This window comes from Symploca atlantica LB2515, assembly GCF_052546295.1.
Map to the genome: position 1 here is coordinate 2,662,410 of NZ_JBQWMT010000001.1, position 25,384 is coordinate 2,687,793.

The following is a 25,384-nucleotide window of genomic DNA, read 5'->3' on the forward strand; positions in this document are numbered from 1 at the left end:
GCTATTCCCGGTGTCACCTCAAGCGGGGGAAAAGTCACCGTAGCTAAATTATTGTCTGAGGAAAGCAGATTGTGGCACGGCTAAAGCCTTACTTGCGCTGGTTGGTTCTTGGTGGCACCCTATTCTTTTTAGCGAAAAACTTAAAAGACCACTGGCAAGAAGTAGTGGCAATTCGGATTAGCGGTGCAGGATGGGTAAGTCTAGCCTTCGCCCTCGCAGTAACGTTACTAGCCCATATCTGGTGTGGCTGGGTTTGGGGTTGGATTCTGCGAGAGTTTAACCAACCGATACAAGGCTGGTGGAGCATTCAAGTTTATTTGAAAACTAACATAGCTAAGTATTTACCTGGTAACGTCTGGCACTTTTATGGTCGGGTGCGGGCAGCACAAGCGGTAGGAGTTCCCTTAGCAGTGGCAAGTCTTTCTGTATTAATGGAACCCTTATTAATGGCAGCTGCGGCTTTATTGGTCACTTTGCTGAGTTTTCCCCAAGCAAGTTGGGCATGGCAATTGCCAATTCTTGGTCTAGTCCTGATGGTGGTTCATCCCAGGGTTTTAAATCCCTTGGTTGAGTACTTAGGCAAGTTGAAGGGAAAGGCAAAAGGAACGCAGCCAGTAGACGACCAGATGATTCTGGTCAAGCGCTATCCCCTCAGACCATTGCTCGGAGAATTGTGCTTTTTGGCACTACGAGGCATCGGCTTCTTATTAACAATGTTGGCTTTAAAGGAGATTTCTCTTGTTCAGATACCGTTGTTGCTGAGTGCGTTTAGTCTGGCTTGGTTATTGGGTTTGGTGATCCCTGGTGCTCCCGGAGGGCTTGGGGTTTTTGAAGCAACGGCTTTAGCTTTGTTAGAGCAGCAGTTTGCTTCGGGAATTGTCCTGAGTACTGTTGCTTTATATCGTCTCGTTAGTATTGTGGCAGAAGCTGGCGGTGCTGGTCTGGCTTGGTTGGGGGAAATTGGGATTAATCGCTCCAGAAACGATTAGCAAGGAACCAGAAATGGCACTGACTGAAGGGGGAAATAGTCGTTTGTCGTTAAAAATCCTGTTTGAGGGAACTTCCCCCCAAGCCCCCTGCACAAGGATGAATTATTTTAATTCAGTGGTATTTAAGCAAAAGTAGTGTTAAATTTCCAAGTTTTTCTCAACTAGGCAACAAGTTTCATGCTCGTTAGATCGGTTGCACTGATTTAGCATATTTTAATCATCAGGTGCTTTGGTTTTAAACTTATCTGACGGATCGATGAACACTTCCTTATTTTCTGAAGAACGCCAGCAATTTCCTCTCTTCAATCCTGTAACTCCTGAAGTGTCGGTAGTGGTGCCAATCTACAACGAGGTCGAGAGTTTGACCCTGTTGATTGAGGCGATTAATACTAGCTTGAGCGGTACTGAGTTAAGTTACGAAATTATCTGCATTGATGATGGTTCCCAAGATGGTTCGGCAGAACTGCTCAAACAGCAAGCCATGACTCAGCCTTATCTGAAGGCAGTGCTACTGCGTCGCAACTATGGTCAAACAGCAGCAATGGCAGCCGGGTTTAAGTATGCCAAGGGTCGTGCTGTTGTGACGTTAGATGGTGACTTGCAAAATGACCCGGTTGATATTCCCCGGTTACTGGCAAAACTTGACGAGGGCTATGATTTGGTTAGTGGTTGGCGTCAACAACGGCAAGATGCAGCAATCACTCGATTATTGCCTTCTAAGATTGCTAACTGGCTAATTGGGCGGATTACTGGGGTAAAAGTGCATGACTATGGTTGCTCTCTGAAAGCTTACCGCCAAGAATTGGTTGCTGACCTGAACCTCTATGGTGAGTTACATCGCTTTTTGCCCGCTTTGGCTTTTATTGAAGGAGCAAGAATTGCGGAGTTACCAGTGCGGCACCATGCCCGTCGTCATGGTCGCAGTAAGTATGGACTAGGACGTACCTTCCGGGTGGTTATGGACTTGTCCACGATCTTTTTTATGAAAAAGTTCCTCACGCGGCCGATGCATGGGTTTGGGCTGTTAGGAATTATTTCCATGAGCTTAGGAATAATCACGGGGGCTTATCTTACTTTTCTCAAGCTGCGCTTTGGTGAAGATATTGGCGATCGCCCTTTACTGATCTTAGCAGTAGTTTTGCTCTTAACTGGTGTGCAACTCTTTTGTTTCGGTTTGTTGGGAGAACTCCTGATGCGTACCTACCATGAATCTCAGGGAAGACCCATCTATCGGGTGAGGGAAGTAATCGCAATAAATGTTAACAATAGTAAAGAAGAAGAATAAAATTCTGAGAAATTTTTACAGGGATGCTGTTGAGTGAAAGTTTTTCAAACATTGGGGGCGGAACGACGCCAAAATTTACTGATTTTGTTTGCAGCTGGTCTGCTGTTTTGGTCAAGTTTGGCCTCGATGCTGCCAACTTTGCCGCCTTATATTGAGGATATGGGAGCAACCAAGCAGCAACTAGGAATAGTGATGGGTTGCTTTGCCATTGGTTTGTTGCTCTCCAGAACAACATTGGGAAATTTGGCAGACCAACACAGCCGCAAGTTGGTCTTGGTTATTGGTACTCTGGTTGTTGCCATTGCTCCCTTGGGCTATCTCTTGGTAGATTCGATTGGCTTGTTGATGCTGATTCGGGTATTCCACGGTATTAGTCTTGCCGCTTTTACGACTGGCTACATAGCACTGGTAACGGATTTATCACCAGTACACCAGAGGGGTGAATTAATTGGCTATATGAGCCTTGTGACTCCGATTGGTTTGGGTTTGGGACCAGCATTGGGTGGCTTCCTGCTAGTTGAGACCAACTACCCAACTTTATTTCTCGTTTCTGGAGGGTTGGGTTTACTGGGTATGCTTTGTGCCTGCCAGGTTAAGGAAAACAAGAGGAGTGAGGTAGATTCCCAGGGTAATTCACAACCTTCTTGGAAAAACTTCTGGCAGTTATTAAGCAGTCCCCGCTTGCGAATTCCTGCCTTGGTTCTATTACTAGCTGGTCTGAGTTTTGGGGCAATTAGTACTTTCGTCGCTTTGTTTATCAGAGAAACTGGCGTTGATTTCAATCCTGGCTTGTATTTCAGTGCCGCTGCGGTCTTTAATTTTATGGCACGCTTCTTTATTGGTCGAGCCTCTGACCGTTTCGGGCGCGGAGTGTTTATTAGTGGTAGTCTAGTCTTCTATGGGCTGGCGATGTTCCTTCTTGCCCATGCTCAAAGTCCCCAAGGGTTTTTGCTGGCAAGTATCGCCCAAGGAATTGGGGCGGGGACGCTATTGCCGATGATGATTGCTTTAATTTCTGACCGTTCGTCTCCGAATGAACGCGGACGGGTTTTCTCAGTATCAATTAGCGGTTTTGATTTAGGGATTGCCCTAGCTGGACCAATTTTTGGTTCTCTAGCCGACTTACTAGGCTATCGAGGCATTTTCTCGATTACTATTGGTTTAATTGTCCTGGCACTAATGATCTTTATCACTCAGTGCAGTAAAAATTTCTCCCATTCTCTACGGTTTGCCACAGGTCAGGAAAGGGACACTTATGCTTTGGATAATCAGGCTTAAATAAAACTGTATAGTTAGTTAATTGAAAATGGCAAAGGGAAAATTGAGAGTATGAGTTAGATTCTGCTCTATGCAACTCAATTAACAATTTAAAAATTTAACCATTTCCTATAATTTAGCGAAATTCCAGTAAATTTAGTCAATGAAACGATTAATTTCCCTTGCCATTAGCCTGATTATCCTGGCTCTTATTTACTGGAAAATCGACTTTCAGGGTTTAATACAAGTACTTCAAAACTGCAATGGTTGGTGGATGGCAATTAGCCTCGGTATGGTAGTACCACTGACCATGCTGACTGCTTGGCGACTGCGACAGTTGATGCCTTGCGGGGTAAATTTAGGATTTGGCGAAGCCAATCGTCTGATTCTAGCGGCTTGTGTACTCAATATGGTGTTGCCTTCCAAGATGGGTGATCTTGCCAAAGCCTATTTTATCAAGCAACGGGGACATTTAGATGGTTCTTTAGCTTTGTCTGTGGTAGTGTTCGAGAAGGCTTGTGATTTGCTCTCGTTGCTACTATGGTGTGCCTTTGGTCTAATGCTCTATCCTCAGAAGGATTGGCTATTTTGGCTGATGAGTATGGGTGTTAGTTTGGGACTGGTGACAGGAATATTACTGCTGAGTTCTCGCCAGTTTGCTCAGTTTTTTTTTCGGGTGGTCAGGAGAATCGCGCCGCAAAAAGTTGGCTCTAAATTGGAAAAACTGCAAGCTGCTTGGGGGGAAATGCATAATTATTTCTGGCGTGACCAAGCCCAGTTATTGAAAGTTAGTATTACTTCAATTTTTATTTGGTTTCTGCACTTATTACAAATTTGGTTGTTTATTCTCGCTCTTAAAGCCTGGACGCCTTTTTTTGCCAACTTAGCCCTTTCTCCACTGGCAATTCTCGCAGGACTTTTACCTCTAACTTTTGCAGGTGTGGGTACTCGTGATGCTGCTTTAATTGCTTTCTATCAACCTTACTTTGACGCTCCTACTGCTGCGGCTTTGGGGGTATTATGTACTTCACGTTATTTGTTGCCAGCAATTGGTGGTCTGCCTTTTGTGGGACAATATTTTGTTAGGGTTCGCGAGTTGCCAAAAAGTCAGTGATTTTGTTTTTTAAGAGTAGTAATTTTAATAGTTTATCTAAAAAATATGAGTTATTGGCACTGCTTCCAGCAGGAAGTAATTAAACCAGGAAACTGTACCCATTGTGGGGCTTGTGTAGGACTACATCCTGAATTACTGGAATTTCAAGAAACTGCTGCTGGCCCTTTACCTTACCTCCGTCGCCCTTTAACTAAGGAAGAGGATGATTCTCTTGGCTTAGCTTGGGCTGTTTGTTCAGGACGCGGTGTTCCTTATCCAGAAATATTTGATAAGTTTAGCCACAATCCAGAAAATTGGTTAATTGGTTCCTACCGTCAGGTATTCACTGGTTTTGCGACTAATCAAGCCATCCGCCGTCGTGGTGCTTCGGGGGGCGTAATTAGTCGAGTATTAATTCATCTGTTGGAAAGTGGTCAAGTAGAAGGTGCTGTAGTCTTGCAACAGGGGCGACACTCTCCGGAAACGGCTTCTCCTGTAATTGCTACTAACCGTGAACAGGTGCTAGCAGCAGCTCAAAGTGTTTATGCTGTCACGCCAGTTCTGACTATCTTACCAGAAATGGCAGCTTTTGCAGGTCGCCTTGCCTTCGTAGGGTTACCGGAACAGGTGGCGACACTGCGCATGTTGCAGGTAGTAGGACACCCAGCGGCGCAAAAGGTGGTGTTTGTTGCGGGCCCTTATACTGGAACTAACATGTATCTGGGGGCGGTACGGGCTTTCTTGAAGTCTCAGGGAGTAGCTGACCAAATTGCGATCGCATCTTTGCAATGGCGTGCTGGAGAATGGCCTGGTTACTTACAGGTAAAAACCTCTGATGGTCGCATCTTTAAAGCTCAAAAATTCTATTATAATTATCTGATTCCTTTTTATATTTCTCGTAATTGTCAGATTACACCAGACTTTACTAATGAGTTGACCGATTTATCAGTGGGTGATGCTTGGTCACCTCAGTTTGAGCAAGCTGGTGGTGGACATTCGGTAGTGGTAGCCCGTAGCCAACAAGCAACAGCAATTCTCACACAAATGCAAGAGTTAAATGAGCTTACTTTAGAGCCAATTGAGCTTAATCAAGCTTTAGAAATGCATGGTCATATGTTGGATTTCAAGAAACGAGGCAGTTTCATTCGCCTCGAAGCCCAACAGAAATTAGGTAAACCAATTCCCCAGTTTGGTTATCGACCAGAATCGATGACTTTAGGACGCAGATTGGTAGAATTGGTGATAAGTGGTTCTTTTACTATTGGTCGTTTTCAATGGGCAAGATGGCTGGTTTCTCAGTTGCCTCTTGGTTTAGTTGGCCCGGCTTTTAACACCCTGCGGAAAAGCTGGAAGTCTTTATCTAAGCCAACCAAACGTAAAGGTTTAGCTGAAGCTAATTTTGTTGTAACTGGTGATCCAAATCGCTGGCAAGAATTATCAAGTTATTCTAACACTAAAAAAGTGAATTAATGCAAGCCAAATCAACGAATTTGCGGGCTAACTTCCAGACTTATGTCGAGGCTCAATTACCTCGTGTATTGACGCAACTAGATAGAGACCCCGACTCACCTACCTTTGGATGTTTTGACCGCAATTACTGGCATTATAAAATTCGCGATTTTCCTTCATCTATTCTGCAACAAGGAGTTTTTACTTTAGAGGCAATTCGCCAGCAAAATATTACTGACATCACTCCCACCACTGTAATCGAAAATTGGTGTGTTGCTGCGGTTAACGCTCTTGCTAGACAGATAGATCATCGAGGCAGAGTTGATGAATACTATCCTTTTGAAGCGAGTTATCCTGCTGCTGCTTTTAGTCTTTATGCAGTGTGTCAGATACTTTTTGAATGGCAATCTAGTGCGCCACAGTTAATCAAATCAGTTAATTTAGCTCCCTTAAAATTATTAGCAAATCAGGTAGCAAGCCGCACTGAACGGCAGGCGACTAACCAACAAGCCGCAGGACTGGCAGGATTAGCTTTAGCTACTAAACTAGGTTTATTACCTGAGTCATCAAGCAGCATCGAGACACATGCCACAGGCTTATTTAACTCACAGCATCCAGAAGGATGGTTTAATGAGTATGGTGGGCCAGATTTTGGCTATTTAACTGTTACCCTAGATGCTCTAGTTGACTATCATCAAGTGACTAGTGATAGTCGTGCTTTGGTGGCAATAGATCAAGCCGTTAATTTCTTGGCTCAACTGGTAGGTGCGGATCATCGCTTGCCCTCAACTTTAAACAGTCGTAACACAGATTATGTAGTCCCTTACGGCTTGGTAAGAACTGCTGCCCGTAACCCCTTAGCTGCTTGGTTGGTTGAGAAATTGTTCAGGGATATTGAGGCACCATCCCATTTTCTTTGGAGTACTGATGACCGCTATCACTTGCACTATATCTTTGCTAGTGTCGTGCGTAGCTTGCCTTATCTCCAAGAGATGCAAGTTAGTAAAGCACCGTCTTTCAAAGATGCGATTTGGCTAGAAGGTTGCGGATTTTGGATATATTGGTCACCCGATAAACAGTGGAATGCCTATGTTGCGGCTCGTAAAGGGGGGCTAGTACGAATTCACCGTCAAGGGGGACTACCTCCCATTGTCGAGCATGGATGGCGTGTTAACAAGGCTACTCAGGTTTGGACGAATAATTGGTGGTCAACAAACTGGGTTGTTGTTAAAGAAAAGAGTACGATCCGTATTAATGGTTTATGCCAAAAAACTCAATTTCATGTTGCCAATCCTTATAAACATTTGTTGTTGAGAGTTTTAGCTTTTGGCTTGAGAGAAAGGCTAATTTCTCTATTAAAGCGTATTATGATTTTTCGACCAGGTAGTGCTGATGGTCCTTCCTTTGAGCGTTTGGTAGAGATTAATAGTAAGGGAGTTTTTATTAAAGATTGTATTGGTGCTTTTCCAGGTGCCAAAGTAATGCCGAGTCCCCGACAAAATTTGCGTCATGTTGCTAGTGCTGACAGTTTTAGTCCTGAAGAGTATTTGCCTTCTTTATTAGGGGTACAAAGTCAGCAGTTAGATAGTCAAGTTTTGGTGAGTATTGCTTGGCAAGTGGATAAGGAGGACAAGGGAGATGGAGGAGACAAGGGGGAAAAAATGGTCAAAAATTCCACATTACACCCTGATTAGGCAACGCCGATTTTCAAGATAACCAATGATTACTGTTTTTCTACTTTCCAAAGGTGAGTGTTGCCTTTCCATTGGAATACAGGCTCTATTTGAGAGTTTTCTTGCCTTTCCACTCTTTTGATTAAGCCATCAGAAGGGTCAAGTAAAAACAAGTCTCCATCAGTATCAGGAATTTGGGGCATGTCTGAATCTACTACTAGCTGAAATCGGACGGTGGCATCAAGAAGATGACTCAAAGAGAGCAAACCAATAGCCCCACTATTACTAACTATTAGCGGATGATTGGCTTGGTTAATTAGACGAGCAAGTTCAGGATAATGCCCGGTTCTCGTGCGGCTTTTTGTCCACCAAACTTCTGCTTGAGAGCTAATTGTACAACCGATAATTCCAGCAGTAACTAAGAGAGCAACAAGAGTTCTTCCTAATCTCTGTTGCCAGATTTTAGTAGAACTAATTTGGTTTGCCAAAAAGTAAGCAACAGCTAGCTGAATTCCCAGACAGCAAGGAGCCACATACCTCATAATTGTAGAGCGTCGCCCGCCAGAAACCAAATCTGGTACAACTAAAGTTAAGGCTGTAACACCAATTAAGGTTAGGACAAATGACCAAACTAATTGGGGAGTTTTACGACAGAGAAAATAAATAGAATAAATTGCCAGAATGACAAAAATTAGGTTGAGAGCACCTAGTTCATGATCGAGGAAAAGGCGGTTAAAGTTGAGGAACCACTTATCAATTAAACTGGAAAATGATAAGTCTTTACGAGATCCAGCAATAGTTTCATGGATTTTGAGCAAATTAATGACCACAATTAGTAGCCAAGGCGTAAATGCCAAAAAGCCTAATATTGATGCCCCTAAATAAGACTTGAGTATCTTGCTAGTGCGGAGGCTTTTATTAAGGATCAGGTAGATGCCATGTCCAATGCTAACTAATACTGCGATTAACTGAGAATAAATCCCTAGGGCGACACTGACAGCGTATAGGCCCCAATTTAACTTGTTTTGCAGCCGTATTGCCCTCAGCAGAGAGGCGCTAGAGAATAAAATTGTGACAGTCCACAAGCTATATTCCCTTGCTTCTTGGGCGTAGAGTACATGAAACGGTGATACTGCCAAGAGGCCAATGGCAATCCACCCTACGAGGGAAGAACCAAAGAGTTCTAAAGATAGCCAATAGATGCAAGGGAAAGCTAGTAAACTGATTACAGCAGCAAGACTTCTCATTGCCGCTACGGAAGAACCAAACCACTCCGCCCAAAGGCGGGCCATCAAATAATAGAGGGGTGGATGTTCTGCATTACCGCTCAATGCCGTGATCGTATCGCTGAGGCTTTTATCAGGACTAGGGTGCTGGTATTGTTGTAAATCTGCAACAGTAATTACTTTTCCCTTAAAGGCTTCATCGACTAACTCTGTCTTGGTATAGCCAAAAACCCGTAATGAAGTCAAAGTTTCATCGTACCAGTAGACTTTGCGGTCAATATTGACGAATCGAAAAAATATACCGATTATCAATACGGTACTTACGAACAACTTTAGCCAAGTTGCCTGTAGCTTCCAATCCAATAACCAAACTGGATTGACCTTCCAACCTTGGATTAATTTACTTTTCATAAGTCCACTCCCACACCCTTTTGCAAGTTTCGATTTAATGCAGCAAAGTATTCCGCATCAACTTGTTTCCCTTGTAGGATTTCCAAGGTACTAATTTTCAATCAAGGTTTATAGTATCTCAGTCATCGATTCTTGTGCAGGCATGCTAATTACTCATGTACATCAATTTCTTACCAACCCAGGTGGCAAAATCTCCAAACGCCAAGTGGTGTTTTGGTTCAGCTTAAGCCTGACTTTTGCTTTAATTTACGGCATTCTGGGGCTACAGCAAGCCTTCGCTGGAGAGTACGTGGTACAGGATGATGCCAGACAGCATGTCTTTTGGATGCAGCGATTTGTTGACTCCACCTTGTTTCCTAATGATTTGATTGCCGACTATTTTCAGTCAGTCGCGCCACCAGGATATACTGCACTCTATCAATTAATGGCAGTTGGGGGTATTAATCCGATGCTCTTCAACAAATTTCTGCCCCTAGTACTGTTATTAATCACCACAGGCTACTTTTTTGGTGTCTGTCTAGAGATGTTTCCTGTACCAGCAGCCGGATTTATCGCCACCTTACTACTCAACCAAAACCTCTGGATATCTGATGACGTAAGTTCGGGAACTCCTAGGGCTTTTCTTTATCCCTTGCTAGGGGCATTTTTTTACTATCTGCTGCGGCGTTCCTGGCTGCCTTGTTTAGTAATAATTTTCCTGCAAGGATTATTTTATCCTCCCTGCATTCTCATCGCTGCGGCTGTTTTGCTGCTACAACCTCTGAGGTGGGAAAATAGACGCATCAAATTTTCACGACAAAAAAAAGACTATTGGTTTGTTGCTGCGGGGCTAGGAGTGTCACTGTTAATGCTTTTACCCTACGCCTTAATTGACTCTCAATTTAGTCCAACTATTGAATTAGCCCAAGCCAAGACAATGGCTGAATTTCTTCCTGGGGGTAGGACAAGCTTTTTTAGTGATGACCCTTGGAAGTTTTGGTTTAACGGAGAACGCAGTGGCATGTTTCCCAAAACCATTTTAACGCCAGCAACCCTTAGTGTTGGTCTATTGTTGCCCATTTTACTGCAGTTTACCGCCCAATTACCTTTAGTAAAAAAAGTCAAGTCTGAGGCTATCTTTTTAGTACAGTTAATAGTGGCATCCTTTGGCTTATTTTTTGCTGCTCATGCTGTCTTGTTTACCCTATATCTGCCTAGTCGTTACACGCACCACAGCCTAAAAATTGTCATCGCTTTAGCGGCTGCGATCGCTATTACTATATTGTTAGATGGTCTTTTTCACTGGGCAAAACAGCATAACCAACCACCAAAGCAGCAAATTGTGGCGTTAGGAATAACTGGCTTAGTAGGGATTGCTTTAATTATGTATCCCAGGTTTTTAGAAGATTTCCCCGACCTTAATTATAAGGTAGGTCAAGCTCCAGCGCTTTACAAATTCTTTGCTCAGCAACCTAAAAACGGCTTAATTGCTTCGCTGACAGAAGAAGCTGATAACTTACCTTCTTTTTCTGGACGTTCTGTCTTAGTCAGCCGAGAACATGCCATACCTTACCACACTGGTTACTATCAACCTTTTCGTCAACGAGCAATTGACTTAATCAAGGCTCAGTACAGTCCTAATATAGTAGAAGTTAAGAAATTTATTGAGAAGTATAATATTAACTTTTTGCTGTTGGATAGGGCAGCTTTTACACCGGAATATGTCGATAATCACCGATGGCTTAGACAGTTTCAACCAGAAGCACAGGAAGCACAAAATGGATTAAAACAAGGAAGCATTCCAGCTTTGGCAGGTTTGATGAATACTTGTTCTGTTTTTGAGCAAGATCATTTAGTTGTCCTAGAGGCAGAGTGTATTATCAACGGAATAAGTAAGTAGGTGGGCTTAATTAAGCGCACCTACTTAGGGATTCAAGATTGAATTAGTACTAGCTGATAGTTTATCTGGAGAAAGTAGCTGATTTCTCAAAGCATTAGATAAGTCTCCAATATCCTGGATTGTAGCTATTAGAAGTAATCATGGAGTCTGGATGTTAGCCGACAAGAGGTTTAGAGCGAATAAATGGCATAAACTTTTAAGAATGTTTAGCAGTTAAACATCTGAAATAAGGTATATCAGAGGAATCATTTTTGGCAAGATAAGCTCTTGAACTTACTGGCAAATAACCATTTCTCCAGAAACCCCACCCGATAATTCAACTTGATTTGTAATCACTAATCTCCAGGACGACATTTTTTGTGCTAATTTTTTGCTAAATTGGTAGTTCAGATAACTTAAAAAAACTGCGATCTGAGCATGATTTAGAGAGGCTAGCGATGATGGCTTCTTGCAACTTTCTTGTCGTGAGATCCGCCTTTGGCTTTAGATCAATCTGCTTTATAGGACTTAGGTATTTATATTTACCTCCCTGACCCTTTAGTCTTCATTAAAAAACCTCAGCGAGGAGGGCACGCTGAGGGCAACCAGAAGAAGTGAATCCACCACCATAGTCACTTATTTTCTCCAAGCTTGATAGTACCCAGTTGGGTACTATCAAGCTTGAAAATTGGAATACATACAAGCAACTAAGGGGTATTGAATCACCCTTCGGTTACTTCTCAGCTGTTCGTCATTTAAATCTGATGATCAAGAATGGCAAAATCCTTGCAGTGCAACCAAGGTGGTCGCAACTGATACCCAATTAAAATGCGGTGCTGCTTCGGTAAAGACAAAAATACCATCTGAGGTGGCTTCGTTGCCGTCTTGCAAGTAAAAGCCATTGGATTGACATACTCCCCGCGCTGAAGCGACGGGGATTATTTACGCTTCATTGACTAATGCTACCGAAGTAGTCTTACTCTGTCTGGACGTACATTTAGAGTCGTGCCGATGCCCCGTGCCGACTTTTTCTATATTTGCAGATGCGTTTTCGTCTCTATCATGTTCGCTGCCACAACCTAAACAGAGTATTGAACGCACCGATAAATCAATCTTGCCCCATTTATAGCCACAATCAGACAGGCTTGGCTAGTTGGTTCCCAACGGTTGATGGCTACAAACTTGCCTCCGTACTTTTCAGATTTTGCCTCAACCAAGACCCGGAATTCTCGCCAGCCTTGCTGACTAATTGCTCTAGAGAGTTTGCGGTTTTTGACCATTCCTGATACATTTAAATCTTCTAAGACGATAGTTTGGTTTTCACTAACGACCTTGGTAGACAATTTGTGCAGGAAGTCTTGGCGAGTGTCTGCAATTTGATTGTGCAGTTTTGCTATCTGAATTCTGGTCTTATGTCTTCTGTTTGAGTCTCTCTGTTGTCGCGCCAACTTCCGTTGAAATTTACGCATTTTACGGTCTAAACGTTTGTAGCAAGGACTGAAAGCTTTTTCACCGTTACTCATCACAGCCAAGGTTTTGATACCCAAATCAATGCCAATGCTTTGGTTTTTAGCATTAGCCTGAACAGGCTCTACTTCTACTACAAAACTTAAGAAGTAACGGTTGGCACAGTCCTTAATAAGGGTTACGGAACTAGGACTCGTAGGTAAATCCCTTGACCAGACAGGCTTGACAACACCTATCTTTGCAAGATAAACACCATCTTTCTTGATGGAGAAACCCCCAATCCTGAACCGTGCCGATTGGCTATTATTCCTCTTTTTGAACTTTGGATAACCAACCTTTCTACCTTTTCTCTTGCCTTTACAGGAATCGAAAAAGTTCTTGAAAGCTATCTCTAAATCAGCTACAGACTGTTGTAGCGGTATGTTCGACACCTCGCTTAACCAAGCTCTTTCCTCAGTCTTTTTCGCCTGAGTAATAACAATCTTTTGAAGTTCAGCCGACTTGGGCTTCTTTGCCCTTGCGGTACGCTCGCCCGCTAGACCTAACGGTCTCGCTTCGCTAACGCTAACACTAACAGATTGCTTACAGATTGCAAGCGCATCGTTATACACAACACGGACGCAACCGAACAACCGAGCTAGACTCTGCTGTTGTTGGTCTGTTGGGTAAAAACGATACTGGTATCTTGCTTTCATGCTCCGTGATAGGATTGGTCTGTGTTTGGATTATACATTGGTCTACAGGAAATGACTACTCAATTCCGGAGCGAAAGACATAGCGTTACAGACCTCAAGATTCACTTGGTCTGCGTGACTAAATATAGGGATGAGATTTTTAGTGGTGAACAGTTGAAATTAATCGAAGAAGTATTTCGCCACGTAGCAACACAGATGAACTTTCAAATTCTAGAAATCAGTGGTGAGAACGAACACGTACACGCATTGATTGAGTATCCACCAAAGCTCTCTGTATCGAAAATTGTGAATGCTCTAAAAGGTGTCTCAAGTCGTCGTTATGGACAGGCTGGCTTTAAAAAACCGCACGGCAAAACAGCTTTGTGGAGTCCCAGCTATTTTGCCGTGTCTGTTGGTGGCGCTCCTATTGAAGTGCTTATCCAGTACATCAAGAATCAAGAAAAGCCGTCCTGGAAGGACGGGGCTTGAATCCCATATTTTTGGTCAATAGCTGTCACAATGCCAGTAGTTGGGATGGACTGACTGACAAATTCTGAGATATGCCCTTCACCCTGAATCTCGTAGATTGGGGTTAGGGTAAATGCTTTTGTGTCTTGGCAATGTGCAGCTTGATCATCAGGGACTAAATTTTACCCAAGCTAAACACTGCGTCGATTATTCCTGTGACGGTGCTAAATACCGTCAAAATTGAATAACCCACAAACACCTTGACAGGTTGAGGTAAACGTACAGTTAAGCTGCATTTAAGTAGTGAAATCTTTGCTGAGCCTTCACTTTTGCGTTTTCAAGTTTAATCAATCCTTACATGTTCGAGCGGCTGACATTGGCACAAGTGACCAAAGCGTCCTCTTGAGGATTACTATCGGGACTTAAACGAAAATAAAGAGTTAATAAAGGTATAATTTAGGCATGGCAGTCATTTGACATTAGAGTGTAAGACAGGAAAGAGACAACCCCCGCCGCCATGCCTCCTTGCTTCGATAGATGGTGCAAACGCTTTGATGATGTCTGGAGACATCAAGCGCAAAAAAGGGAGTTTAGGAACTATATTGGGGGATTATTAGGGGAAAGTGAAGGAAAAAACCTGTCTCAAATGGCGGATAACGCGGTGGGAGTGACTTACCACCGATTACATCATTTTTTAACGGAAGCCCCCTGGAATGCTCAACAGGTAAATGAGCGGCGTCTACTGGTGATGAATCAGTGTAGCCCAACCCGAATAAGTAGAGGATTCACGTTAATTGTAGATGACTCAGGACATAGGAAAAGTGGCAATTTCACGGCGGGAGTAGGACGACAGTACATTGGAGAAATCGGGAAGACAGACAACGGAATAGTAGTGGTAACAACTCATCTATATGATGGGAAAAAAAGCCTACCGTTAGATATAGAGTTATCTCAACACGCTAGTTCTTTAGCTGAAGGAAAAAAAGATATTGAATTCCAGAAAAAGCCGGAGTTAGGCTTAGCATTAATTGACCGCAGCATGAACAGAGGATATCGACCGGGTATCGTATTAATTGATGCTGGGTATGGAAATAACACAACGTTTTTGCTGGAACTGGAAAAAAGGAAACTCAAGTATATAGGAGGATTAGCCAAAAACCGTAAGGTGATAATTGAAATAGGGATAAGTCAACGAGAAGAGATTCGCCTAGATAAGTTAGCCGAATCCTTGTCGCCAAAAGATTTTACCCCTGTTCAAATCAATCTAGATAAACTGAAAACCGTTTGGGTGAGCTCCTGTAGAAGTTGAACTCTCACAGCTTGAAGGAAAGAGAACAATTGCTATCGTCATGAATGCCTCAACCTTCGACCAAGCTAGTGATGTTGACTATTTTATTACCAATGTTGAATCAACAAAAGCCACAGCCGATTGGATAGTAACTACCTACTCTCAAAGAAATTGGGTAGAAGTTTTCTATCGGGAAGCCAAAGGCTGGTTGGGTTTATCTGAATATCAAGTCAGAGATTATAGAAGCCTGATAAGACATTTCATGCTTGTGTTTTGTGCCTATACATTTATTTTATGGCACACTTTAACCGGAGGATTAAGACGGCGTTGGGCATCGAAACCTTTAAACACCTTTACTGAAGCATTAGAGGCGTTTCGGACAGCGATGTCTTTCCGTTTTATGGAGTGGTTGAACCACAATCGGGACGTATTCTTTGCTCACAAAGCTGCTTTGGGCTTTGTTTGGGCTTGAAATCTGTCTAAGTCCCACTATCACCTTCTTCCCGACTGCGAAGCGAATAAATTTTGTTGTCTGTATTAAAGATTGTAAAATCAGGCAAACTCTTGCTGTTTCCTGTTCCCCTGTACAGATAAGTTTTGTTTTGTGCAACTACTAAGGGACACAATTGTTTTAATCTGGTGGCTAGCTTTCTGCTATTTTCTCCAGAAGGCTTAAAAGTAGTTGAGGTTGAGAAAGCAATGATATCTAGTCCGGTAGCACCTGTAAAACTCATAAAGACATATTTACTCTGGCTGTTATGGGAGTTCCCTCAATTGAGTATCCAACTGACACCTAACCCAACACTATATAAAACAAGAGCTAATCAACCGAACTTGAGATGACCTATTCAAATGCTCTGTATCAACCTTCGGTTTTAGAACTGGCGCGCAATGGAAACTGTCAGGCTCTTACTTATTGGCTCAACAGCTTCCTGGTGCCTAAAGGCACTTATGTGCGGGTTGAAGATACTCCCTCTGGAGACTTACAAATTTCTGTTTATTTCCATAAACCCCAAGGCAAAAAGCTTTGTCTGAGCTTACGTACGCCTTTGGTGCGATTCATCTGTTATCGACTGTGGACTCTCAATTCTGAATGGATTGGAGATGTCAAGATTGTTGCCAGACTTGCTGGAGTTCCCCAGATTATTTGGAAGCAGTCTGTTCGGATTTCCACTCCTGCTAATGCCCAAAGACTTCGTCAACCCCGTCAACTGTCTCTGCGGAACCGAAAAATCAACTGGTTAACCTTCCAGATTATTCGTTCCCTTTTCTTGAGCAATCTAGCTTTCGCTAGTCTTTTGATCGGTTTATGGTTACCCTACTTCACAGCAACTAGCTATCAGACAACAAAATGGCCCTTTGAGATCGTACAAACAAACGCTCCCGCAACGGATCAGTTCGATTATTTGCCAGCACAAGAGATCTTGAAGATGGCAAATAAAGAGTTAGAGCGGCTTCGTACACTTGTGGTTACAGTTCCCGAACAGTTTCAAGGGGAAATCATTTATCAAGTTAAGCCGGTTGGCACCGAGAAAGTCGTTGCCTTGACTTTTGATGATGGTCCCTGGCCGAATACGACGTCCCAGGTACTGGATATCCTGAAAAAAAATGATATCAAAGCAACATTTTTCTTGGTAGGAAAGCACCTCAAACGTTATCCGGAGGCTGCCCGGAGGATTGCCGCTGAAGGTCATATCATTGGTAACCATACATGGAGCCATATGACCCATGACCTAGACGAATTAACCGCAGCTAGAGAAATTGAAAATGCAGGGAAACTCATCTACGAAGTTACAGGAGTCAAAACCTCTCTGTTTAGACCACCTGGTGGTCACTTAGGTGGTGGGATTGTGCCTTATGCCAAAAAGCAAAAATATGCCACTATGATGTGGTCTGCAGATTCTAAGGATTACCTTGTCTCTGCACCAATATTAATTGACAATGTACTCAGCCGCGTCGAATCGGGTGGCATTGTGCTGTTGCACGATGGTGGAGGCAACCGCAGAGCTACGGTAGAGGCTTTACCGCAAATTATTAGTGCCCTCCAACAGCGAGGCTACAAGTTTGTGACAGTGCCGGAACTATTAGAGATGCAAGCCGAACCACAACAGGTTCCTCTTGTGGAGGAGAGAAATCTAGCTCCAGAAGCTAGTGTCCCAAAAACCGGCTGAGAGGGTAAGGGAGAAGCTAACCTTTTCCCTTGTGACGTACCTATGCTTTTCTAACGAGTAGGTGTCGGCTTCTCAGCGACTCTTCTTTGAAGACATTAACTGAGCTTTTAAGCCGTGCGTCCCACGGACTTTGAGAGATATATTTGTTGTGTTTGTAGGCTGCATTTCTGCATTTATTTTGATTACACCTACATCTCGTATTCTACCGCATATCCTGTTCGCGATTCATCCCGCACCTCCTTGCAGGTAGGCGTGGGACTTCTTACGATTGAAAGTTAAACTCAAAGAGCTTGGGCTCTCAGCCATGCCACAGGCAGATACAGCAGTTGCCTTGCTCTCGGGACGTATGCCCTTTGGCTAAAGACATCGTATTGGTTGTATTCAATAACATCGAGAATGCCACGGTAAAGCATCAAAGAAGCCCATACAGGCCAGCGAGAGTCGCGACTGAGTCCCCTAATACCTCTTTCTGCCTGATAATAATACTTACGAGCTCGATGAATTTGGAAGCGCATTAATTCCCGCCAAGATTCATTAACAACGCCATTGAACAAGTCTTTCTCTGTGTAGTTAAATAAAGCTAATTCTTCTAGGGGAAGGTAAATTCTTCCTCGTCTGGCGTCTTCTCCAACATCTCGGAGGATATTTGTCAACTGCTTAGCTATACCTAGGGCGATCGCTTCTGCGACAGGCTCATCTTCCTCTAAATAATGATCCCAGGGGGCTGGACTACAAGAGGTGTCAAAGCCGAGTACCGGACTAGACATGAGACCTACCGTACCAGCCACCCGGTAACAGTAGAGACTGAGTTCTTCAAATGTTTCGTAACGGCTGCGGTACAAATCCATACGCTGACCAGCAATCATGTCCCGAAATGGTTGGATCTCCATCGGGAAGCGTTGCAACGTATCTACCAAAGCCACATCTAGGTCATCTATCGGCTGACCTGCAAAGATTGATTCTAGCTGCTGTTCCCACTGAGCAAGCGTTTCAGGCGTCGTTGAAGCACACTGGGGCCCATCTACGAGTTCGTCAGTACGACGACACCAAACGTATATTGCCCAGATAGCTCGGCGTTTTTCTTCTGGCATCAGTAAGCTGCCCAGATAAAACGTCTTCGAGTACTTTGCTGTAATCTGGCGGCAGAATTCGTAAGAATCAGACCGGGAAGCCAGCGTTCTCATGCGGGAAGGTTTAGACAGTTGGAGCATTCGTAGCAGGCCAGGAGAGTTATAGCCATCAGCCATCAGTTTTCAGCTCTAAGTACCGGTTGTTGGGAGTCGGGAGTTGGCAGATGACGGTCAATCCCTGACTGCCGATTTGCTTGTGGTTGCTTAGCGCTGAGCTCTGTCGGCGTAGCATTTGCGCAGGACAAATGCTGATTGCTATTTATTGCCTGCGCTGTCAGCTTACCAGAAAGTACGGCACCCTCCATACTTGCTAAGTAGCGCTGTATTGTATAGTCGCCTGTTAAGTAGAAATTAGCAATCGGTGTCTTTTGGGATGGACGGTGCTGTTGACGCCCTGGAGTTGCCTTGTAGACCGAAAGAGGTGTTTTAACGACACGATATTTTAGCAGGTTGGTGGGAGCATCTTCTCCAAAGTGCCGGGGGAAAAGTTTTTCTAGTTCCGCCATTGTCACCTCAACAATCTCTTGATCGGATTTACTAATCCAATCTTTGGCAGGTGCGAGCACCAATTCCAGCATAGACCGATCAGGATTGGCATATTCCCGGCAGGCGTTGCTCATGTCGGCATAAACGCTGAGCAACGGCGATCGCGAAAATAGTAGATGATCAATATCCGTCAGCTTGCGGTCGAACCACAGATGCAAGTTTATAACGGGAACCCCTTCTAAACCATCCAGCAGTTTGAAGTAATCTATGCCGCGCCATGGTTCAGGCAGCATTAGCTTTAATGGGTCAACGGGCATTGCTGACACGTAAGCATCAGCCTTGATGACTTCATCCGCAGCTCCATTAGAGCTACGCATTAAGAATCCCTGGACTGTACCATCCGAGTTTAGCAAAAATTCCTTAATGGGCGCTTTGAGTCGCACTTCTCCCCCCCGCTTTGTAATATAATCCACCAGCGGTTGGCAGAGTCGCTCCGTTGGCGAGCCGTCTAAAAACGCCATCTTGGAACCGTTTTTTTCCTGTAGGAAGCGGTTGAGAGCGGTGAGTATTACTGTAGCCGAAATCTCAGAAGGGTTGATAAAATTCAACGCCTTAGACATGGCAATGAATACTTCTTTTTCCACTCGCGGTGGCACATGTTGTCTTTTTAGCCACTCAGAGAAAGAATACTTGTCCATGGCTTCGACATACTTCTGACCCTGAATCATGGCTGGAATCAGACCCACACCAAAGCGAATTTTCTCTGGCCAGGTTAGCATATCATTGTTGCTGAGAATCGCAACAATGCCATTTAGCGGTGCTGGTAAGTTGGGAAAATTAAACCGGGAGTAGGTGCCAGGTTTCTCTGGCTGATTGAAGATCATTGTGTGTTCTTTCCACTGCAGCCGATCTTCGATACCGAGTTCTTTAAACAGCCGTAGCATATTGGGATAGGCACCAAAAAAAATGTGGAGGCCGGTTTCGTACCAATCTCCGTCTTCATCTTTCCAGGCAGCTACTTTACCACCGAGTACGTCTCGGCGTTCCAGAATAATTGGGGTGTGTCCAGCGTCGGCTAGGTATTTGGCGCAGGAAAGTCCTGCCAGACCCGCTCCAGCGATCGCAACTCGCATGTGATAGTACTACTCTTAATCGCTTATTTGTTGTTTAACGGTCAGTTTCATTATAGTTTGCATTTTGTTACATTTTGCACTTAATTTTTCACGAAGAACTGAAAACTACATAGAAGCCCAAAATTACTACGATGGTTGACTGATAAGATTTACAGGGTTTTTAATCAATCTGGTCGGCAACTCGATAAAACTGTTTGACCTTGGTACCTGCACATTTCCCAGGGATTGAGACCATAAATATCATCTATCCACAGACTGTATTATCTACCTAAATGAGGGGGTTTGGGGGAGCGATAGTGCTGCGTCCATACCCCTAGGGTTGGGCGTAGGTACCTGGACTCACCCAAGCTAATTTAAGGGGTTCAACACCTCTTAAATTAGCAGTCTACCGTATTGATTGATTCTGGTAGATACTCTAAAATAATAAAATGCTCAACCTAACTTACGCTTATAAAATTAATCTAAATTCAGGTAAAACGGCACTTATTGATCAGACATTAGAGGTGTGCCGTAAAGTCTGGAATTATGCTTTACGGGAACGTAGGGACTGGATTAATTCGCGTAAGTGTCGAGTAGATGCTTGCTCAATTCATTCGGAATATATCATTCCAGCAGATACGCCTTATCCCAGTAAAAGTCTTCAGGAGAAAGCGCTAACTGTAGCCAAAAAGACGAATGAAGAGTTGAAAAGCATTAACGCTCAAGTCTTGCAGCAAGTACTGAGGAAATTAGATACCGCATTTGAAGACATGAAGCGAAAAGGATTCGGTTTCCCTCGCTTCAAGAAGTTCGGACAAATGCGGTCTTTTGTATATCCCCAAATGCTGAAAGACCCATTAGGGCAAGACTGGGTAAAGCTTCCGCAGTTAGGCAAAGTCGAAGTAATTATGCATCGACCTATACCTAGTGGATTTGAATTGAAGCAGGCTCGAATCGTCAAAAAAGCGTCAGGCTATTACGTCATGCTGTCATTGCAGTTAGACGTTAATCTGCCAGACACTCCACCATCAGGACACCCTTTAGGGATTGATGTTGGACTGAAAAAATTCTTGGCAACATCTGATGGTGAGCTAATCAAAAGACCCAAGTTCTTTGAAGCTTTGGCAACTAAGCTTAAATTGCTACAACGCCGACTTAAGTACAAGAAAAAAGGGTCTAAAAATCAAGCTAAGTTAGCTAAAAAGATAGCGAGAATTCACCAACAAATACACGACACCCGAAAAGACTTTCACTTTAAGTTGGCGCATCACCTTTGTGACCAGGCTGGGATGATATTTGCCGAACAACTTAACCTCAAAGGCATGGCTAAAGGAATGCTAGGAAAGCACACTTTAGATGCTGGATGGGGTCAGTTCTTGCAGCTATTATCTTGGGTTTGCTGGAAACGTGGGGTGTATTTTGCCAAAGTGGTAGCGGCTGGCACATCGCAGACTTGTCCAGAATGCGATACTCATGTTTCCAAGAACTTATCGGTTCGAGTGCATGAGTGTCCCGAATGTGGGTACAAGACGGATCGAGATGTCGCTGCCGCTCAAATTGTCAGAAACCGGGGTGTTTCTGCCGTTGGACAGACGGTGGAGGAAATTGCCTGTGGACGGGATGCGTTGGGGACTGAGTTACTCAGTCTAGGTAGCACCGGAAGAGACAGGAATCTCCTAGAAGCGATTTTAGGAAGCCCTTTCCATAATCTTTGATTTGGGAAGGGAGGATGTCACCCATCCTAAAAATTATTAAAGCCTCCTAGTTACTGATTATTATTATCAAAGCGAGGTGGTAGTTGAAAGCAGATTAGACCAGTAGTTGCTTAACAGTTCAAAAAGTTACTTTACCTTGGCATTCCCTGGAACTTGTATGTTTTGTGAAACTACTCCAACATGGATTTTGGATCAGCACTCTGTGGTGAAAAACCCATTAGCTTAACTTCCCCACAGCTAGGTTCGAGTAACCCTAAAATTCAGATGGGGGTTGATCATAGATCACATCAGACTAAGCTAAGTTGAAGTTATTCTAATTGAAGCTAACTGAAGGGACACTGTGCATCAATGGATATATTTACACGACTTTAAAAAATCACAAAAAAATGGAGAGTCCCAAAAAGTGACTCTCTTAATTGTCAGGCTCTATATAGAAACCTTGTTATTTCCTTCAGGTTTGAGGGATATTACCCCGTATTTATGAAGCGTTTCCTTGTGTGAGTAGATAGAGAATCACCGCAATGGAAGGACAAATAGGATGTCAAAATACACAGCTGCCAATGCTGCCTTTACTCGATTTTTCCTTGCCAATTTCTATTTCCTGACTCCATTTTCTTTTCTAAGGTGTTCTTTGCTTTATAGCAGACGAAAGATAAACGGATAGCGGTAAGACTGTTCAGGACTGCCCAGAGACTTAATAATTGCCAGAATTGGTGGCACCCAATTAAACAGTAAAAATATCGGCATTAAAATTAGCCCTAGTAAACCAAAAGTAAGGAAGCTTAGCGTGGCAATAACTGTTCCGTAAAGCCAAACATTAAGATGGAAGTTGATTGCTTCTTTGGCATTATCTTTAACAATTGGATCCTCGGAAACCATTAAAATTGCAATTGGTATGCCTACTGATACCAACAAGGCACTAATGAAAATTGAACCGTGGCATAGGCTTGAGAGAAGCTTGCGTTTGTCAGGGTCGTAAGCTGCAGAGTTGTTTGGATCGTAAGTCATAAAGAGACTCCTAATTTAATCAAGGTATACTAAATTATCAATACAAGATTAACATGTAGCCCAATATCTCTTGGTGGTGAACACCCCCAAACCTAGGGACGGTGATTACTGCTTGTAGTCGGGTGGTCAACCATTTTTAATTGACCTTGATAAAAACTATAATTAGCTCTGTTTCTTGCTAATTTATGTTAGCTACACAAAATTAAATTATCCAGCAACTATGCAATACCAATAATTGCGCTCAGCAACTAGAATTAAAACCGACACCAGGGAATGTAACATTTTATGCATCTTATTAAAAAATATGCTTTTTGTAGAGTATGACTCCTGGTAAAAATTTTCGATAGCAAAAATTATGTTATATGTTAATTTATGGGATTCAAGACGCAATCTTATTTCCGGGCGGCTCCAATCTATACCATGTTGATCTAGTTGGGTAAGTAGACTATGCCATAGGAGCCTTTGGAGTTCAAACATAATGGCGGAACTCTAGCAGACCCTTGTGTTATCCTTTATGGTGGCTTTACAGGTAAGCCTTCAGCATGGAATTACAATTCCATCGATGGTGAGGATGCACTTTTACAATTTAGGGCAATACTGGCACCTATTTGGTTGAACGAAATTGCTTGATTTGGCAGCTACACTCTAGAGCTGGCAGCGGAATCTACTAGTAATTTACCACTTGGTGGCTTTAATCCTGGTACAGGCAACCTTGCTGATAACCGAACCATCGGTTTCATCGATCCAATTGTAATCGGTGGCGGTGGTAGTAGTGTGGGGACAGTTGCTAGTCAAGGAATTGCCGGAGTTGTACCTTCAGGGGAAACAAGCTTGTAAGCTGAAAGATCTAATAGGTGAAGATTTTTCTGGTTCGTTCAGCTTTCTAACTCTTCTTGCTTCCCCTTCAAGGAGTTCAAGCTAACCCTATTCAACACTCAGGAATCTCCTCTTCGTATAATGTTTCTACAAGAGAGTCACCTAATTACGCTTTTTGAATGTCCATAGAACTTCAGACTGAACTGCAAACTGCTGTTGAACACCGACGCAATTTTGCAATTATTTCCCACCCTGACGCTGGTAAGACAACACTTACAGAAAAACTACTACTATACGGAGGTGCCATTCACGAAGCGGGGGCGGTGAAGGCACGTCGGGCGCAACGCAAGGCAACTTCTGACTGGATGGCAATGGAACAACAACGGGGTATTTCCATCACCTCGACGGTGTTGCAGTTTGTCTATCAGCAGTGCCAGATTAACTTACTGGATACCCCTGGTCACCAAGACTTCAGCGAAGATACCTATCGTACTCTAGCCGCAGCAGATAATGCGGTGATGCTGGTTGATGGCGCCAAAGGTCTAGAAACACAAACGCGGAAGTTGTTTGAAGTGTGTCGCATGCGATCAATGCCGATCTTCACTTTCATTAACAAAATGGACCGCCCAGGTCGTGAACCGTTAGAACTGCTTGATGAAATTGAGCAAGAACTGAAGCTACAAACCTATGTTGTTAACTGGCCAATCGGCATGGGCGATCGCTTCAGGGGAATTTTTGACCGACGCAAAAAGCAGATCCACCTGTTTGAACGCAGCGCCCACGGTAGTCGCGAAGCAATAGATACAGTAGTTGAGTTGGGCGATCCCCGGATTGAGGAACTCCTAGAACAAGACCTTTACTACCAATTAAAAGAAGACATAGAACTCCTCGAAGGTCTCAGTCCCGACTTAGATTTAGAACAAATTCATGCTGGTCAAATGACGCCTGTGTTTTTTGGTAGCGCCATGACCAACTTTGGCGTCCAGCTATTCCTCGATTTTTTCCTGGAGTGCGCTCTTAAACCAGAGGCTCGCAATTCCACAGAAGGCGCAATCCCGCCAACATATCAGGATTTTACAGGTTTTGTCTTCAAGCTGCAAGCCAACATGGATCCCAAGCACCGAGATAGAGTTGCTTTTGTGCGAGTTTGCACGGGCAAGTTTGAAAAAGACATGACCGTCAGCCATGCTAGAACTGGCAAAGTAATACGTTTGTCAAGACCTCAAAAACTGTTTGCTCAAGACCGGGAATCAATTGATGTTGCCTATGCAGGTGATGTCATTGGTTTGAATAATCCCGGCGTTTTTGCCATTGGCGACACCATCTACAACGGCAAGAAATTAGAGTACGAAGGCATTCCCTGTTTTTCTCCTGAACTGTTTGCCTATTTAAGAAATCCCAACCCTTCCAAGTTCAAGCAATTCCAAAAAGGGGTCAAAGAGTTGCGAGAAGAAGGGGCAGTGCAAATTATGTACTCAGTAGATGAGTCTAAGCGGGAACCAATTCTGGCAGCAGTTGGTCAGCTGCAATTTGAGGTGGTACAGTTCCGTCTACAAAACGAGTACGGCGTAGAAACCAGATTAGAGATTTTACCTTACAGTGTGGCTCGTTGGGTGGCGGGCGGCTGGAGTGCACTAGAGAAGGCAGGACGTTTATTTAACACTGTAGCAGTGAAGGATAACTGGGGCCGTCCAGTACTCTTATTTCGCAATGAGTGGAATGTACAGCAAGTAGAACAGGATCACCCAGACTTGAAGTTAAATACGACAGCACCCGTGGTTTCGGGCCAAGAACCGGAATCCTTATAA

Annotated in this window: 16 protein-coding genes and 2 pseudogenes; 12 read left to right on the forward strand and 6 right to left on the reverse strand. The window is 43.6% G+C overall.

The annotated features are described in order from the left end of the window. Nucleotides 1–71 precede the first annotated feature (71 nt). From ACT7WV_RS11100 to ACT7WV_RS11125, 6 genes are all read left to right on the forward strand, one after another. Nucleotides 72–989 (forward strand): UPF0104 family protein, encoded by a 918-nt coding sequence (locus tag ACT7WV_RS11100; RefSeq protein WP_445102957.1) that lies wholly within the window; start codon nt 72–74, stop codon nt 987–989. Nucleotides 990–1,245: 256 nt separating this feature from the next. Then, entirely contained in the window at nt 1,246–2,274 is a 1,029-nt protein-coding gene (locus tag ACT7WV_RS11105) for a glycosyltransferase family 2 protein (protein ID WP_445102958.1), read from the forward strand. Between the two features lie 33 nt (nt 2,275–2,307). Further along, nucleotides 2,308–3,552 carry an MFS transporter gene (locus tag ACT7WV_RS11110; protein ID WP_445102959.1) on the forward strand — a complete coding sequence of 415 codons (1,245 nt, stop codon included), beginning with the start codon at nt 2,308–2,310 and terminating at the stop codon, nt 3,550–3,552. 142 nt (nt 3,553–3,694) lie between these two features. Further along, nucleotides 3,695–4,645, forward strand: a complete 951-nt coding sequence (locus ACT7WV_RS11115; protein WP_445102960.1) for a lysylphosphatidylglycerol synthase transmembrane domain-containing protein — start codon at nt 3,695–3,697, stop codon at nt 4,643–4,645. Nucleotides 4,646–4,690: 45 nt separating this feature from the next. Beyond that, nucleotides 4,691–6,094 (forward strand): Coenzyme F420 hydrogenase/dehydrogenase, beta subunit C-terminal domain, encoded by a 1,404-nt coding sequence (locus tag ACT7WV_RS11120; protein ID WP_445102961.1) that lies wholly within the window; start codon nt 4,691–4,693, stop codon nt 6,092–6,094. Beyond that, on the forward strand, nt 6,094–7,767 hold the full coding sequence (locus ACT7WV_RS11125) for a hypothetical protein (protein ID WP_445102962.1): 1,674 nt from the start codon (nt 6,094–6,096) through the stop codon (nt 7,765–7,767). The genes ACT7WV_RS11120 and ACT7WV_RS11125 overlap by 1 nt, the downstream gene beginning before the upstream one ends. 29 nt (nt 7,768–7,796) lie before the next feature. On the opposite strand, the gene ACT7WV_RS11130 is transcribed toward ACT7WV_RS11125, so the two are convergent. Continuing rightward, on the reverse strand, nt 7,797–9,383 hold the full coding sequence (locus ACT7WV_RS11130; protein ID WP_445102963.1) for a glycosyltransferase family 39 protein: 1,587 nt from the start codon (nt 9,381–9,383) through the stop codon (nt 7,797–7,799). 142 nt (nt 9,384–9,525) lie between these two features. Between ACT7WV_RS11130 and ACT7WV_RS11135 the strand changes: the two genes are divergently transcribed. Then, complete coding sequence (locus ACT7WV_RS11135) at nt 9,526–11,262, forward strand: hypothetical protein (RefSeq protein ID WP_445102964.1); 1,737 nt, start codon at nt 9,526–9,528, stop codon at nt 11,260–11,262. Nucleotides 11,263–11,996: 734 nt separating this feature from the next. Here the strand turns inward: ACT7WV_RS11135 and ACT7WV_RS11140 are convergent. Both ACT7WV_RS11140 and ACT7WV_RS11150 read right to left on the reverse strand, forming a co-directional pair. Continuing rightward, entirely contained in the window at nt 11,997–12,143 is a 147-nt protein-coding gene (locus ACT7WV_RS11140) for a hypothetical protein (protein ID WP_445102965.1), read from the reverse strand. A gap of 40 nt (nt 12,144–12,183) precedes the next feature. Beyond that, a pseudogene (locus ACT7WV_RS11150) lies at nt 12,184–13,403 on the reverse strand (RNA-guided endonuclease InsQ/TnpB family protein). 51 nt (nt 13,404–13,454) lie between these two features. Between ACT7WV_RS11150 and tnpA the strand changes: the two are divergent. From tnpA to ACT7WV_RS11165, 3 genes and pseudogenes are all read left to right on the forward strand, one after another. After that, the gene (tnpA, locus tag ACT7WV_RS11155) at nt 13,455–13,871 is read left to right on the forward strand and encodes an IS200/IS605 family transposase (protein WP_445105625.1); all 417 of its coding nucleotides are present in this window, start codon (nt 13,455–13,457) and stop codon (nt 13,869–13,871) included. A 496-nt stretch (nt 13,872–14,367) separates the two neighbouring features. Beyond that, nucleotides 14,368–15,610: pseudogene (locus ACT7WV_RS11160) on the forward strand (IS701 family transposase). A gap of 367 nt (nt 15,611–15,977) precedes the next feature. Next, complete coding sequence (locus ACT7WV_RS11165) at nt 15,978–17,309, forward strand: polysaccharide deacetylase family protein (RefSeq protein ID WP_445102968.1); 1,332 nt, start codon at nt 15,978–15,980, stop codon at nt 17,307–17,309. 281 nt (nt 17,310–17,590) lie between these two features. Here ACT7WV_RS11165 and crtB read toward each other — a convergent pair whose 3' ends face one another. Then, nucleotides 17,591–18,520, reverse strand: coding sequence for a 15-cis-phytoene synthase CrtB (crtB, locus tag ACT7WV_RS11170; RefSeq protein ID WP_445105626.1), 930 nt, complete (start codon nt 18,518–18,520; stop codon nt 17,591–17,593). Nucleotides 18,521–18,555: 35 nt separating this feature from the next. Beyond that, nucleotides 18,556–20,058 (reverse strand): 15-cis-phytoene desaturase, encoded by a 1,503-nt coding sequence (gene pds, locus ACT7WV_RS11175; protein WP_445102969.1) that lies wholly within the window; start codon nt 20,056–20,058, stop codon nt 18,556–18,558. 428 nt (nt 20,059–20,486) lie between these two features. On the opposite strand from pds, the gene ACT7WV_RS11180 reads away from it, so the two are divergent. Further along, entirely contained in the window at nt 20,487–21,752 is a 1,266-nt protein-coding gene (locus ACT7WV_RS11180; protein WP_445102970.1) for an RNA-guided endonuclease InsQ/TnpB family protein, read from the forward strand. A 636-nt stretch (nt 21,753–22,388) separates the two neighbouring features. Here the strand turns inward: ACT7WV_RS11180 and ACT7WV_RS11185 are convergent. Beyond that, a complete protein-coding gene (locus tag ACT7WV_RS11185) occupies nt 22,389–22,760 on the reverse strand; it encodes a DUF4870 domain-containing protein (RefSeq protein ID WP_445102971.1) in 372 nt (123 codons plus the stop codon). 995 nt (nt 22,761–23,755) lie between these two features. On the opposite strand from ACT7WV_RS11185, the gene prfC reads away from it, so the two are divergent. Then, a complete protein-coding gene (prfC, locus tag ACT7WV_RS11190; RefSeq protein ID WP_445102972.1) occupies nt 23,756–25,384 on the forward strand; it encodes a peptide chain release factor 3 in 1,629 nt (542 codons plus the stop codon).